The sequence below is a fragment of the Delftia sp. Lp-1 genome (assembly GCF_020523835.1).
Lineage (GTDB): Bacteria > Pseudomonadota > Gammaproteobacteria > Burkholderiales > Burkholderiaceae_C > Comamonas > Comamonas acidovorans.
The window spans coordinates 82,132-96,246 of sequence record NZ_JAJALJ010000001.1 but is presented as its reverse complement, the minus strand read 5'-3'; the positions used below and the strand labels follow the sequence as shown (position 1 = coordinate 96,246).

10 protein-coding genes are annotated in these 14,115 nt (G+C 64.0%); 5 read left to right on the top strand and 5 right to left on the bottom strand.

Annotation, left to right across the window (positions count from 1 at the left end):
- Nucleotides 1–25 precede the first annotated feature (25 nt).
- From LGR64_RS00365 to kdpF, 5 genes are all read right to left on the bottom strand, one after another.
- Nucleotides 26–889: a TorF family putative porin gene (locus LGR64_RS00365; RefSeq protein ID WP_065347429.1), complete on the bottom strand. Its 864-nt coding sequence runs from the start codon at nt 887–889 to the stop codon at nt 26–28.
- Nucleotides 890–972: 83 nt separating this feature from the next.
- Complete coding sequence (gene kdpB, locus LGR64_RS00360) at nt 973–3,057, bottom strand: potassium-transporting ATPase subunit KdpB (RefSeq protein WP_141835769.1); 2,085 nt, start codon at nt 3,055–3,057, stop codon at nt 973–975.
- Nucleotides 3,058–3,060: 3 nt separating this feature from the next.
- Nucleotides 3,061–3,795 carry a K(+)-transporting ATPase subunit C gene (gene kdpC, locus LGR64_RS00355; protein WP_141835772.1) on the bottom strand — a complete coding sequence of 245 codons (735 nt, stop codon included), beginning with the start codon at nt 3,793–3,795 and terminating at the stop codon, nt 3,061–3,063.
- Nucleotides 3,796–3,873: 78 nt separating this feature from the next.
- Entirely contained in the window at nt 3,874–5,580 is a 1,707-nt protein-coding gene (gene kdpA, locus LGR64_RS00350; RefSeq protein WP_230354802.1) for a potassium-transporting ATPase subunit KdpA, read from the bottom strand.
- 114 nt (nt 5,581–5,694) lie between these two features.
- Nucleotides 5,695–5,793: a K(+)-transporting ATPase subunit F gene (kdpF, locus tag LGR64_RS00345; protein ID WP_034397326.1), complete on the bottom strand. Its 99-nt coding sequence runs from the start codon at nt 5,791–5,793 to the stop codon at nt 5,695–5,697.
- Nucleotides 5,794–6,000: 207 nt separating this feature from the next.
- On the opposite strand from kdpF, the gene LGR64_RS00340 reads away from it, so the two are divergent.
- From LGR64_RS00340 to LGR64_RS00320, 5 genes are all read left to right on the top strand, one after another.
- Nucleotides 6,001–7,398: a hypothetical protein gene (locus LGR64_RS00340; protein ID WP_230354801.1), complete on the top strand. Its 1,398-nt coding sequence runs from the start codon at nt 6,001–6,003 to the stop codon at nt 7,396–7,398.
- Nucleotides 7,399–7,544: 146 nt separating this feature from the next.
- A complete protein-coding gene (locus tag LGR64_RS00335) occupies nt 7,545–9,173 on the top strand; it encodes a peptide chain release factor 3 (protein WP_141835782.1) in 1,629 nt (542 codons plus the stop codon).
- 24 nt (nt 9,174–9,197) lie between these two features.
- Entirely contained in the window at nt 9,198–10,226 is a 1,029-nt protein-coding gene (locus tag LGR64_RS00330; RefSeq protein WP_230354800.1) for an acyltransferase family protein, read from the top strand.
- A gap of 8 nt (nt 10,227–10,234) precedes the next feature.
- Nucleotides 10,235–13,738: a hypothetical protein gene (locus LGR64_RS00325; protein WP_230354799.1), complete on the top strand. Its 3,504-nt coding sequence runs from the start codon at nt 10,235–10,237 to the stop codon at nt 13,736–13,738.
- 21 nt (nt 13,739–13,759) lie between these two features.
- Nucleotides 13,760–14,110: an EamA family transporter gene (locus LGR64_RS00320; RefSeq protein ID WP_141835791.1), complete on the top strand. Its 351-nt coding sequence runs from the start codon at nt 13,760–13,762 to the stop codon at nt 14,108–14,110.
- Nucleotides 14,111–14,115: the final 5 nt, after the last annotated feature.

Here is a 14,115-nt window from a genome sequence, read left to right as displayed (position 1 = left end):
CCTAGCACCAGAGCGTGCTCCCACACTAGAACGCCGCCGACAGCGACAGCACCCAGCCGCTGCGGCCCAGGCTTTGCATCTGGCCCGCCGCGTTGGCCGCGCGGTAGTAGCGCGTGTCGGCCGAGGTGCCGGCCCAGGCCAGCGTGGCCGTCCACGGTCCCCAGCTGCGGGCCAGCGAGACGCGCCAGTCGGCATACGACAGTTCGCTGTAGTTGCGCACCTGCGTGTGGCCGGCATGCAGGCCCAGCACGGCCCAGTCGCCCAACGGGTGCTGGTAGTTCAGGTCCAGATAGCTGCTGCCGCGTGAGCTACCGCTGCCGGGAAGTGCCTCGGCAAAGGCCGTGGCCGCCGTGCTGTCGCGCAGCCCGAAGTAAGGCGTGAGCGCCAGCGACCATTTGGCGCTGAAGCCGCCGTTGGTGACGCCCAGATAGGCCTCGGTGGTGTCGTAGCGCACGCCGCCGCTGCCATCCCCGCGGGGCACGCGCGCGCCGGGGTAGTTGTAGTGCAGCAGGCCGATGTCGCCCGTCCAGCCCGGCAGCAGCTCGGTACGCCAGCCGCCGTACAGGTCCAGCTCCAGCGCGCGGCCATCCAGATAGCTGTGGCGCGACACGCTGGAGCCGGACACGCCCAGGTAGGCGCCCCGCGGCAGCGACAGCTCCAGCCCGCCCTGCAGCGCCGGCCCCATCCAGCTTTGCGAGATGCCCCGGAAACGGTAGTCGCTGAGCAGCGTCACGCTGCCGGTGAGGGCGTAGGCGGGTGCGGGCGATTCCTGGGCAGCGGCGCTGGCAGCGCTGACGGGGGAGGTCTCTGCCTGCGCATGGCAGGATGCGGCCGCCAGCGACAGCAGTGCGGCCAGGGAAAAACGGGGGACGGCACAAGCGGCCGTCATGGAAGAAACGGATTTCATCTTGGTTTTCTTGAAGAGAAGAGCAAAGCGGGGCCTGCCCGGCCGGGCAGGCGGGCCGCACAGGGTCACGCCAGGTTCAGAGCCACCAGCAGCATGTCGATCAGCTTGATGCCGATGAAGGGAACGACCAGGCCACCCAGGCCGTAGACCAGCAGGTTGCGCCGCAGCAGGGCCGAGGCGCCGATGGCACGGTAGGGCACGCCACGCAAGGCCAGCGGTATCAGGACGATGATGATCAGCGCGTTGAAGATCACGGCACTCAGGATGGCCGAGCCCGGGCTGGCCAGCCCCATGACGTTGAGCGCCGACAGCTGCGGATAGGTGCCCACGAAGGCGGCCGGGATGATGGCGAAGTACTTGGCCACGTCGTTGGCGACGCTGAAGGTGGTCAGCGCGCCGCGTGTCATCAGCATCTGCTTGCCGGTTTCCACGACCTCGATGAGCTTGGTCGGGTTGCTATCCAGGTCCACCATGTTGCCGGCCTCCTTGGCCGCCTGGGTGCCGCTGTTCATGGCCACGGCCACGTCGGCCTGGGCCAGGGCAGGTGCGTCGTTGGTGCCGTCGCCGGTCATGGCCACAAGCCGGCCGGCGGCCTGGTGTTCGCGGATCAGGCGCAGCTTGTCCTCGGGCGTGGCTTCGGCCAGGTAGTCGTCCACGCCGGCCTCGGCCGCAATGGCTGCCGCCGTGAGCGGGTTGTCGCCCGTGATCATCACGGTCTTGATGCCCATGCGGCGCAGCTCGGCAAAGCGTTCGCGTATGCCGTGCTTGACCACGTCCTTGAGCTCGATCACGCCCAGCACGCGGGCACCGTCGGCCACGACCAGCGGCGTGCTGCCGCGCCGTGACACATCCTCCACCACCTTGAGCATGGCGGGCGGGAACTGGCCGCCCAGGGATTCAACGTGGCGGCGCACGGCGTCGGCCGCGCCCTTGCGCAGGCTGCGCGTGGCGCCGTCCGGCTGGGGCATGTCCACGCCGCTCATGCGCGTCTGGGCCGTGAAGGGCACGAAGACCGCATGCAGCGTGGCCAGGTCGCGCTCGCGCAGGCCATGCATCTCCTTGGCCAGCACGACCACGCTGCGGCCTTCAGGCGTCTCGTCGGCCAGCGAGGCCAGCTGCGCCGCATCCACCAGCTGCGCGGCCGTCACGCCGGGCGCGGGCAGGAACTCGCTGGCCTGGCGGTTGCCCAGCGTGATGGTGCCGGTCTTGTCTAGCAGCAGCACGTCCACGTCGCCGGCCGCCTCCACGGCGCGGCCCGAGGTGGCGATCACGTTGGCCTGCATCATGCGACTCATGCCCGCCACGCCAATGGCCGACAGCAGGCCCCCGATGGTGGTCGGGATCAGGCACACCAGCAGCGCCACCAGCACCGTCAGTCCCACGACCTGGCCGCTGCCCGTCAGCTCCACCGCAAAGGACGAATAGGGCCGCAGCGTGACGATGACCAGCAGGAACAGCAGCGTCAGCCCGACCAGCAAAATGGTCAGCGCCAGCTCGTTGGGCGTCTTGTGGCGGCGGGCCGACTCCACCATGGAGATCATGCGGTCCAGGAAGGACTCACCGGGATTGACGGTGATCTGCACCACCAGCCAATCCGACAGCACGCGCGTGCCGCCCGTGACCGAAGAGAAGTCACCACCGGCCTCGCGGATCACGGGGGCCGATTCGCCGGTGATGGCGCTCTCGTCCACCGAGGCCACGCCCTCGATCACGGTGCCATCCAGCGGCACTGTGTCGCCGGCCTCCACCAGCACCCACATGCCCGAACGCAGTTCTTCGGCACCCACGGGATGCCAGCGGCTCTGGTAGTTGGCCTGCTCCAGCTTCTTGGCGACGGTGCTGCGCTTCATGCTGCGCAGGCTGGCGGCCTGGGCGCGGCTGCGCCCCTCGGCCAGCGCCTCCGCAAAGTTGGCGAACAGCACGGTGAACCACAGCCACAGCGCAATCGCCAGGATGAAGCCCGCAGGCGCTTCGCCTTCGCCCGCCAGGGCCTGGGCCCAGAGCAGGCTGGTGAAAATGGCGCCCAGGTAGACCACGAACATCACCGGGTTGCGCCATTGCGCGCTGGGAGCGAGCTTGCGGATGGAGTCACCCAGCGCCTGGCGCACCAGCGAAGGATCGAACAGGGACAAAGCAGTTTTGCGCGACATGGCTTACTCCTTGGCGGCATGGACTGCCGCAGGCTGCAGCGTCGCGGCCGAAAGATCGTCCAGCGCCAGATTCAGCTGCAGCACGTTCACGCGCGGCTCGCCCAGCAGGCCCAGCACGCGCGGCTCCACCTGCTGGCGCAGCAGTTCCTGGACCTTGGCCACGGGCAGTTGGCGCTCGCGGGCCACGCGCGGCAGTTGCAGTTCGGCATTGGCCACCGAGATGTGCGGATCCAGGCCGGAGGCCGAGGCCGTCACGGCATCCACAGGCACCGCAGCATCTGCAGCCAGGCCATTGAGTTCGCGGTAGGCCGCCACGCGCGCCGCCACGGACTCCTTGAGCGCCGCATGGGTCGGACCCTGGTTGGTGGCAGCCGACAGCGCAGCGTTGTAGGGCGCGGCCACCGTGGCATCGGCCTTGTCGGGATCAGGCGCCGAGGTGGCGCTGGGCCGGCCCTGGAAATAGCGCGGCGAGGCGAACTCCTGCCCGATCAGGGCCGAGCCCACGACCGAGCCCTGGCGCATGACCAGGCTGCCATTGGCGGTCTTGGGAAACGCAGCCTGGGCCACGAGCGTGGTGACCAGCGGATAGGCCAGGCCCGTGACCACGGCGACGAACAGCGCCGACCGCAGGCTGGGGCCGAACAGCGAGCGCAGCCCGCCTGGAATGGCCTGCGTTTGTGCCTGCGCATCAGCGCGCAGCACCGGCAAGGAGCCGGAAGTATGTGTTTGAACTTGCATCTCGAAACCTCCGCCGCACGGCCCTGCCAAGGCAGAACCGGCGGCCAAGAAAAAAACGGGCTCAGGTGGCTCAGGGATTCAGGGGTAGACCTGTCCTGACAGCATCTGCAGCTGCTCGACCACGGGCCCCAGGGCCAGCGAAGGCAGGAAGGTCAGCCCGCCGACCACGACCACCGCGAAGACCAGCAGCCCCATGAACAGCGGCGTGGCCGTCGGGAAGGTGCCCGGCCCCGCAGGCACGGTGGGCTTGGCCGCCAGGCTGCCGGCCAGGGCCAGCATGGGCAGCAGCGTCAGATAGCGGCCCGCCAGCATGGCCAGGCCGATGGTGGTGTTGAAGAACGGCGTGTTCGCATTCAGGCCCGCAAAGGCCGAGCCGTTGTTGGCCGTGCCCGAGGCATAGGCATAGAGCACTTCCGAGAAGCCATGCGGCCCCCGGTTGGCCAGGCTGGCCAGCGTGTCGGGCCAGACCGCCGCCAGCGCCGTGAAGCCCAGGACGGAGATGGGGTGCGCCATCACGGCCAGCATCACCAGCTTGATCTCGCGCGCCTCGATCTTCTTGCCCAGGAACTCGGGCGTGCGGCCAATCATCATGCCGGCCAGGAAGACCGTGAGGATGGCGTACTGCAGCAGGTTGATCAGGCCCACGCCATCACCGCCGAACACGCAGTTGAGCATCATCTGCGCCAGCGGCACCAGCCCGCCCAGCGGCGTCAGCGAGTCATGCATGGCATTGACCGATCCCGTGGTCGCGGCCGTGGTTGTGGCCACGAACAACGCCGTATCGGCGATGCCGAAGCGCAGCTCCTTGCCCTCCATGTTGCCGCCCGGCTGGGTGGCACTGATCTGCTGGTCGGCACCTGCGGCCGTGAGCAGCGGATTGCCTGCCTGCTCGGCCGTGAACACCAGCGCCAGAAAGCCCACGAACATCACCAGGCAGGCGCCGAACAGCACCCAGCCCTGGCGGCGGCGCAGCAGCATGGAGCCGAAGGCATAGGTCATGGCCGAGGGAATCAGCAGCATGCCCAGGATGTGGATGGCATTGGTCAGCGGCGTGGGGTTCTCGAACGGATGGGCCGCATTCATGCCGAAGAAGCCGCCGCCGTTCGTGCCGATGTGCTTGATGCTCTCCAGGCTGGCCACGGGGCCCAGCAGAATCTGCTGGCGCGCGCCCTCCAGCGTCGTCGCCCAGACCTGGCCATCCAGCGCCTGCGGCACGCCCTGCCACACATAGACCAGGGCCACCACAAAACTCAGCGGCAGCATCACGCGCCACAGCACGCGCACATAGTCCACCCAGTAGTTGCCCAGGTCCGATGCGCTGGAGCGCGCCAGGCCGCGAATGAAGCCCGCAGCCGCGACCACACCCGTGATAGCACCCGCAAACATCATGAAGGTAATGGCCACCATCTGCGTGGCGTTGGACAGGCTGCTCTCGCCCGAATACGCCTGCCAGTTGGTATTGGTCACAAAGGACGCGGCCGTGTTGAAGGCCAGATCCGGCGTCTGCGCCGCATTGCCCAGCGCATTCAGCGGCATCCAGCCCTGCAGGCGCAGCAGCGCATAGCCCAGCAGCAGCATGGCGCCGTTGGACAGCAGCAGCGCCAGCCCGTAGCGCTGCCAGCCCATGCGCTCGGCCGGGTTCACGCCCAGGGCGCGAAAGCTCAGCCGCTCGATCCAGGCATGGTGCTCACTCGTGAAGCAGCGTGCCAGCCACTGCCCCATGGGCACGGCCAGCGCCGTCATCACCAGCAGCACCAGTGCATATTCCATCCAGGTCAACCACATGGCGGTCTCCTTTCAGGCAGTCAAATCCGGCCCAGCGCCGCCACGAAGGCCAGCAGGCCCCCGAAGCAGCCCAGGCTCAGGGCGATAAAGATCAGGTCTTGCATCTGCGCCACCTCAGAACTGCTCGGGCCGCAGCAAGGCGTATCCCAGGTAGACAAACAGAGCCAGAGCGCCCAAGGCGCCCAGCCATCCGGTGATTTCGGTCAGGGTCATAGGAATTTCTCCCGCATCGGCACCGCTTGGCGGCACCTGTTGTTGCGATGGGGAAAACTCTAGGGCCGGGGCTGTCAAAAGCGGATTGAGATTGCGGCATGCCGTATCAAGACGGCGTCAAGATGTCCACCGATGCCTCTTATCGAATGGTTCAGAACCCCGCCCTTCACGCTCTGCCATCCCACCCTTATGACCCCTGCACTCCCAGTGAAAAACACTTCCAAGACAGGCCAAGCAACCGATGGCAGGACTTTCCTTCGTTTCTGGGGTTTGCTCAGCCTCCTGTACCTGGGATGGCTGCTGATCTTCTGGCCCGGCGTGCTGGGCGAGGACAGTGCGGCCGTCCTCATGGAAGTGGACAACCCGGACAAATTCCGCTCCGGCAAGGGGGTGCTGTGGTACTACTTCATCCGTCTCACCTACGGCGCCACCCACTTGGTGGAAGTACCCATCATCGCGTTGATATTGCTGTGCGCCATGTTCTTCGCCCGCATGCTGGCCTGGTACTGGACCTCGCGGCACCGCGCGCTGTGCGTCTTTCTGTTGCTCTTCATCTGCGCGGCGCCGCACATGTTCTATTTCACAGGCACGCTGTACCCGGACGCCATCTTCGCCGTGGCTTCTTGCGCGCTGCTGTTCGAGCTCTGGCTGCTGTGCAGCCAGCGCCAGCACAGTCGGGCATCCCTGGCCGTGATTGCCCTTGCCTTGCCCTTCGCCGTGTTCGTGCGCGCCAACGGGATTGTTTTCCTGGCACCTGCCATGCTGTCCCTGTTTCTCGCCGACCGCCGCAGCCGCTGGTATCTCGGGACCATCATCGCGTTCTGGTGCGCCACGGTCTATGCAGGAACCCAATTGCACAAATCGACCGCGCAAAGCGCCACGGATTCATTGGTCCTCTTCGAGACCGTCAAGCTGCTCCAGCCCAGGGCCATGAACGATCTATGGCAAAAGCAGCCCCTCATGAACGACCCTTGGGTACTGCAGGAGCCCAAGCTTTCCGCGCGCACCCTGGAAATCCTCGACAGCTACCGCCCCCGGGAGCTGATGCTCGCCTACTCGGACCCAGCCTACTGGGACATGCTGGTGTTCCATCCGTCAGGCCCCCAGCTCTTCGGGCTGCCCGAGGATCAGCGCAAGGAACTGGTGCAGGAATTCTTCCGCTACAACCTGTGGCACAACCTGCCGGACGTGGTGGCCAGTCGTGTGAACGTTTTTTTGGCTGCGGCGCTTGCGCAGGGTGGATTTCCTGCGCTCGACTATGCGCAATACGTCCTGAAGCGCACCCAGGCACAGTCACAGATGCGCCGGTTCGGGCTGGACCAGGCAGAACAGGCACTGCGCGCCGTGCACAGATATAGCTACGCGTGGCGGTGGCTGCTGTGGACACCTTGGCTGGGCATGGGCCTGCTGGCCTTGCTGCTGTGGCGCAGTTGCCGCTGCAAGGACCTGCCAGCCCTGCTTGTGACAATTCCCCTGGCGTTGCAACTGGCAGGTATCGCTGCATTCGCTTCGGCAGGCGAATATCGTTACTTACTGCTTTTCTTCACCATGCCGCTAGTACTCATTCCCATAATGATTTCGTCAGCGCACGAAAACAGGTCTTAACAGCCCCCAGGCGGCAGGTCAATGCATGGGCCAATCAGGGACACCGTGTAAAAGCAATCTTTTGCCCACGCTCTGTAAAATGCGCCGATTCGCCACGGGCGTCAGACACCCGTGCGCTCTCGACAGCCCATCTCCTGGATTCCCCCTTGACTTACGCCCTGGAAACCCGGCGCCGCCGGACTTTTGCCATCATTTCCCACCCCGACGCGGGCAAGACCACGCTGACCGAAAAGCTGCTGCTGTTCTCGGGCGCGATCCAGATCGCGGGCGCCGTCAAGGGCCGCAAGGCCAGCCGCCATGCCACCTCCGACTGGATGGAAATCGAAAAGCAGCGCGGCATCTCGGTGGCCAGCTCGGTCATGCAGATGAGCTACCGCGACCACGTGGTCAATCTGCTCGACACCCCTGGACACAAGGACTTCTCGGAAGACACCTACCGCGTGCTCACGGCCGTGGACTCGGCGCTGATGGTCATCGACGCCGCCAACGGCGTGGAGTCGCAGACCCGCCGCCTGATCGAGGTCTGCCGCCAGCGCGACACGCCCATCATCACCTTCGTCAACAAGATGGACCGCGAAGTGCGCGATCCGCTGGACATCCTCGACGAAGTCGAGCGCGAGCTGGGCATGCCCTGCTGCCCCGTCACCTGGCCCGTGGGCCAGGGCCGGCAGTTCGGCGGCATCATCAACCTGCTCACCCAGACCATGACGGTGTTCCAGCCCGGCAGCGAACGCCGCCCGCAGGATTTCGAGGCCATCCCCCTGGCCGAGGCCGACAAGCTGCGCGCACGCTTCGGCCAGTCCTTCGACGATGCGCTGGAAAGCATGGAACTGGCCCAGGGCGCCTCGGCCCCCTGGGACCACGAGGCCTTCCTGGCAGGCAAGCTCACGCCGGTCTTCTTCGGCTCCGGCGTGAACAACTTCGGTGTCATGGAAGTGCTGGATGCCGTGGTCGACATGTCGCCCCCGCCCGGCCCCCGCAAAAGCTCGCTGCTGGTCAACAAGCAGCCTGTGGAAAAGATCATCCACCCCGAGGACGAAGGCTTCTCCGGCGTGGTCTTCAAGGTCCAGGCCAACATGGATGCCAACCATCGCGACCGCATCGCCTTCGTGCGCGTGGCCTCGGGCAAGTACACACCCGGCATGAAGATGAAGGTCCAGCGCACGGCCAAGGAACTGCGCCCCACCTCCGTCGTGACCTTCATGAGCCAGCGCCGCGAAGCCGTGGAAGAAGCCTATGCGGGCGACATCATCGGCTTCACCACGCACGGCGGCGTCCAGTTGGGCGACACCATCACCGACGGTACCAACCTGCAATTCACGGGCCTGCCCTTCTTCGCCCCTGAAATGTTCATGACCGTGGTGCTCAAGAACCCGCTGCGCACCAAGCAGCTGCAGCAGGGCCTGATGCAGCTGGGCGAGGAAGGCGCCATCCAGGTCTTCAAGCCCGAGGCCGGCGGCAACATGCTGCTGGGCGCCGTGGGCCAGCTGCAATTCGAAGTCGTCCAGCACCGCCTGAACGCCGAATACGACTGCGACATCCGCCTGGAAGGCTGCCAGTACACCGGCGCACGCTGGATCACGGCCGACACCCCGGCCGAGCTGCGCGAATTCGAGAACGCCTACCCGCTGCGCATGGCGCGCGATGCGGCCGATACGCTGGCCTATCTGTGCACGTCACCCTATGACGTGCGCCTGGCCCAGGAGCGGTTCCCGAAAATCCATTTCCACCCGCTGCGCGAGCATGCAGGACTGGCGTTGCAATCCGGAAACTGAGCACAGGCAAGCCAGACGACAGGCATGACATCAAGCACTCCCGACCTCCTGCGGCCCGTTTCCCATACCAACAACTTCGATGCCATCCGAATCGTGGCGGCCCTGGCGGTTCTCGTCAGCCACCACCACGCCCTCATCGGGCAATTCGAGCCATTGGTCCTGGGCATACATTCGCTGGGAGGCTTCGCGGTGCTGGTTTTCTTCGTGGTCAGCGGCTACCTCGTCGCGTCCAGCTGGAACAACGACCCGCACCTCATACGCTTTGCCCTGAGGCGCGCCCTGCGCATCTGGCCTGCACTGACCGTTGTCGTCGTCGTGACGGCCTATGGCCTGGGCGTATGGCTTACCAGCCTGCCGACAAGGGACTATCTGCAAGACAGCGCGACCTCCGGGTATCTGTCCAACATTTGGCTGCATGGAAAGGCCGGACTTCCAGGCCTTTTCGAGAACAACCCTCTGAAGGGTGCGGCCAATGGGTCCATATGGACGATTCCCTACGAGGTGCAGTGCTATGTCATCCTGGCCTGCGCGGGGTTGCTGGGTGCGCTGCGTATTCGCACGGTCTGGGTTCTGGCCGTCCTGGTCACCACCATCTGGTACCAGGTTAAATATGGACCCGATTTTCACGCCGACTGGAAGCTGAAGCGTGAAATGATGGTGTATTTCATCCAGGGTTCTGCCATTGCCGTGCTTCAACCCTACTGGAGCAAAAAGCCGCTGCTGTGGATGATGGTGTTGACGAGTACCGGTATCTGCACCTGGTTTGCAGGATTCCGCTATCTCGCCTTGATGATAGCCCTGCCCTATCTGCTGATTTATCTCGGAACGCAGTCAACCCCCATTCTGCGCAAGTTCGGTCGATGGGGAGACCCTTCCTACGGGCTTTATCTGATTGCCTTCCCTGTACAGCAAACCGTGGTTCATTTTTTCTGGCCCTCCATCGGCTCGACGGCTGTTCTGGCACTCTCCATCGCCATCACCACGGCTCTGGCCTATGCCTCGTGGCATGGCATAGAAAAAAGAGCACTGAAAATCAAGCCCCGCAAACCGTAGCCTGCACCATGCTCAGAAGCCCGCAACGAAGATTCCTCCTGTTACTGACTTTCCTGGGTATTGCCTACGCGCTCTGGCTGCTGGCTTTCTGGCCCGGTGTTCTGGGGCAGGACAGCCTGGCGATCATGCTGGAGGTGGAAACCGACAGAGTGGCCCAGGCGGGCAAGCCTGCATTCTGGTATCTCTACAACCTCTGGCTCTACGGGCCATGGCGGCTCGTGGAAGCCCCCATCATCGTGCAGATGTGCGTCAGCACCATCGTGAGCGCGCGCATCCTGAGCTGGATGCTGGGCCAGCGCCTGTACAAAAGCTTCTGGTACTGCCTTTTCTTTGTCACGCTCGCCCCGAGCGTGCTCTATTACTCCATAGCACTGTATTCCGATGGAATCTATGCCATGGCCATGATGGGCATGCTTTTCGAAATATGGCTTTGCTACCGTGCGCGGCGCATTGATGCAGTGGCGTGCGGCATGCTGGCCCTGACAATTCCCTTTGCATTGTTCGCCCGCCCCAATGGGTTCATCAATACCATCGCCTTGGTCGCACTGTTCTTTGTCCTGCCACGCCTTCATCGATGGAAGCTGCTGGCCGTGACACTGCCATGGTGCGCCATCGCATTGTTCGCCAACACCCAATACAAATACCACACACCCATTGGCAGCGTCTTCCCGCTTGCACTGTATGAAACCGTCGGTTTCATGGAGCACAGACCCATGGGCTTGTGGGAGTACGACAAGCCCCGCATATCCGGTAAATCGGTGGAAGCGCTGACTTCCACGGGAAAATCCCTGGCCCACATACTGAAGTTCCACGACCACTACTATTGGGACCCGCTCATCTTCAGCGACGAGGGCCCCGCGCTTTTGCACCTTCCCAAGCAGGCAAAGAAGACAATTGTCAAAGAATTCTTCAAATACAATCTTTGGCATAACTTCCCCGCCTTCATAGCAAGCAGGGTCAATATATTCACATACGCCGCCCTCGCCAATGGCGGACTTCCGCCTCCCGAAGCCGCGCAATATATTCTTTCGCAAACAAAATCGGAATCATCCGTTCTATTCCGGGAGCTGCTGCCGCACCAGATTTTGATACCATGGTACAACTTCGCGCTGGAATATCGCGCAATATTCTGGGCGCCTTGGCTGGGACTTTTCCTCATCCTGGCCACCACCGCGAAGGCATGGCGCCTGCGGGATCGAAGCGGTCTCGTCGTGTGCAGTGTCTTCGTTCTGCAGCTGACTGCCGTCTTCTTCTTCTCTATTGCCGGAGAATATCGATACCTTCTTTCCTTCTTCACGGCGCCGCTCGTGCTGCTTCCGGTATTTACGAGCCTGTCGTCAAGTCCATCCAGCACGGCAGCCACCCCGTCCGGAAATGTAAAAAAAATTTCGGACAAATTACCACAAAGCGTTGCTTCCGGCCCATCGATTAGAATCAAGAATTCTCTTTTCCACAGACTGATTCGTTCCAACGAAAAAGCGCAGCTCTGGCCTAGAATATTGGCCTCAAATTTCATGCGGCGCAAATTAGGATTCTATTTTTCAGTGCTATGGCTGGCTTTCGTGCTGATTGCGGCGACCAAGCGCCTGATCCGGTTCTTCCCCCCGCCAGATGCCGAAATCAACGGTGATGCGTACTGGACCTACCTGCCCAATGCCCGCAAGCTGCTGGACCAGCCCTGGACTTTTCTGACCACGGATCCCTCCAGCTACCACGTCGCTCCTCTGGGCTACATGTGGGCCGCCCTGTGGGATGTGGACCCGGCACGCATTCAGCTGGCCAACTGCGTGCTGTTCCTTGTATGCATCCTGCTGATGTGGCGTTGCGCCACCCTGCTGGGAGGCCTGTGGGCCGGTGTTGTGGCAACCGCTCTGCTGGTCTTCTTCCCGGTGCTGGCATCTTTCGTCCCTCAGGTGCTGACGGAATCGCCGTATCTGTTCGGTCTGATGCTGTGCACCACGGCCGCCACCGAGTACGCGCTGGGCAACCGCCGCCCCCGCATGATGCTGGGCCTCTTCGCCGCCGGGCTGACGATCACCCTGCTGTCGCGGCCCGTGCTGCAGCTTTTTGCACTGGGTGGCCTGATCGCCGCGCTGGCGTTCACCATACTCTGCGCGCGCCGCGCCCATCCAACAGGGGGCGTCGTGGCACGGCTGGCGAAGTGCATCAATCATCGGCTGTGCGTGGCCTTGCTGGCCGCCCTGCTGCTGCCTGCCGCCGTGGTCGTGAAGAACGGCCTGTGCTTTGGGGTCTGGGGCCTTGGCACCGGCGCCGGATCCGGGCTTTACTACGGTCTCAGTCCGTTCAAGATGGGATTGGAGCCTGTGTACTCCGGCTTCAAATACGACGCAGGCATCACGCCTCTCACCGCCGCCCCCCACACCCGGGGCAATCCGCTGCACAGCGACGCCGACCGCGTCAATGCACGGGTGGCGATGGACATCGCAAAAAACACCTCGCTGCAGGATAACGCGTCGTTCTTTGCGGGAAAGCTCAAGGCATGGCTGTTCTACAGCACGCCCGAACTGCGCATAGCATCCAAGCTGCGCAGCCTCAGAACCTTCGAATGGTTGGCCATCGTCCTCGCAGCCCTGGCCCTGGCCCTGCGAACCCTGGGAGCCAGACGCGCGCCCGCGCAAGCCCGACAGCCACTGCCCGGACCCCAGGGGACGGACGGTGAAAAGCTGGTGGTGCTATCGCTGCTGCTGCTGCTGGTCCTGGGCATGGCCCTGCAACTGACCCCCGTGCTCTACAACACCCGCTATAACCTCTTTTTCCTGGAGCCCTGGCTGATGCTGCTGTGCGGTGTCAGCATCGCCGTTCTGCTGCAATGGCCCGCTGGCCCGATGCGCGGCGGGACGGCAGGTGCCCGCACGTGGTGGCTGAAATGGCTGCCTGGGAAGATCCTCGTCGCCGTGCTCCTGGCAGCACTGCCTCCGGCACTGACCCGCCATGCGGTTCGCCACGAAACCTGGAACATGAACCCCTACCGTCCCGGCCCCGTGCAGACCGTGCTGGACCGGGATGCCATGGGTCCCGTGCGCGCCGTCAATGCCACGGCATTGCAGGACGGCCAATGGCGCCTGGAGGCCAGCCCGGCCACCTTGCTCATCCCGCTGCGCGTGATGGACGCCGCCGCCCTGGCGCCCCACAGCATCCTGGATGCCATATGGCGACTGCGGTTCGCAGTCTCCGCACCGGAAGCGCCGCGCGCATGCCGCAAAGCGGCATTGCAGCTGTCCAACGGGCACCAGCCCCAGGGCTGGTACACGCCGGAAGCCGCACTGCCCCTTCAATTGGACGGGGAGCCCCACACCTATGCATTCCATGGCAATGACAATCTGCGTCCGGCAGGCGACGGCGATCTGCTGGTGAGCTTCAACTGCCCGCCAGGCACCGTCGTGACCTGGCATGGCGCGGAACTGCTAAGGTCCACGCTTCCCGAGGCGGCACGGGCCCTGGTGCAGCACGGCGTGCCCATCGACCCCTATTACCGCAACGAACCTCGCTGACGCCCTCTTCGAATCCACGATATGACTCCGTTTCTCACCAGCATCACCATCCTGTGCGTCCTGGGCATCTCGCTCGGACAGATGCTTTTCAAGAAAGCCGCGCTGTCCATGCCCGAGGCTGCCACCTGGCAGCACTGGGTCTTCAACGGCTGGCTCATTACCGCTCTGGCCCTCTACGGCATTACCACCCTGGTATGGATCTGGGTGCTGCGGCACGCGCCGCTGCATCTGGCCTACCCCTTCATGGGACTGGCCTTCGTGATCGTTCCCTGCCTGGGGTGGCTGTTCCTGAACGAACCCATCCGCATTCCCACGCTGGTGGGCGGCGCCCTCATCCTTGCCGGAATCACCATTACCGCCCACGCATCCTGAGACCC

Coding starts and splice junctions, on each gene's coding strand:
- LGR64_RS00320 (WP_141835791.1), top strand. CDS start 13,760: ATGACTCCGTTTCTCACCAGCATCACCATCCTGTGCGTCCTGGGCATC.
- LGR64_RS00330 (WP_230354800.1), top strand. CDS start 9,198: ATGACATCAAGCACTCCCGACCTCCTGCGGCCCGTTTCCCATACCAAC.
- LGR64_RS00325 (WP_230354799.1), top strand. CDS start 10,235: ATGCTCAGAAGCCCGCAACGAAGATTCCTCCTGTTACTGACTTTCCTG.
- kdpB (WP_141835769.1), bottom strand. CDS start 3,057: ATGTCGCGCAAAACTGCTTTGTCCCTGTTCGATCCTTCGCTGGTGCGC.
- kdpF (WP_034397326.1), bottom strand. CDS start 5,793: ATGACCCTGACCGAAATCACCGGATGGCTGGGCGCCTTGGGCGCTCTG.
- LGR64_RS00365 (WP_065347429.1), bottom strand. CDS start 889: ATGACGGCCGCTTGTGCCGTCCCCCGTTTTTCCCTGGCCGCACTGCTG.
- kdpA (WP_230354802.1), bottom strand. CDS start 5,580: ATGTGGTTGACCTGGATGGAATATGCACTGGTGCTGCTGGTGATGACG.
- kdpC (WP_141835772.1), bottom strand. CDS start 3,795: ATGCAAGTTCAAACACATACTTCCGGCTCCTTGCCGGTGCTGCGCGCT.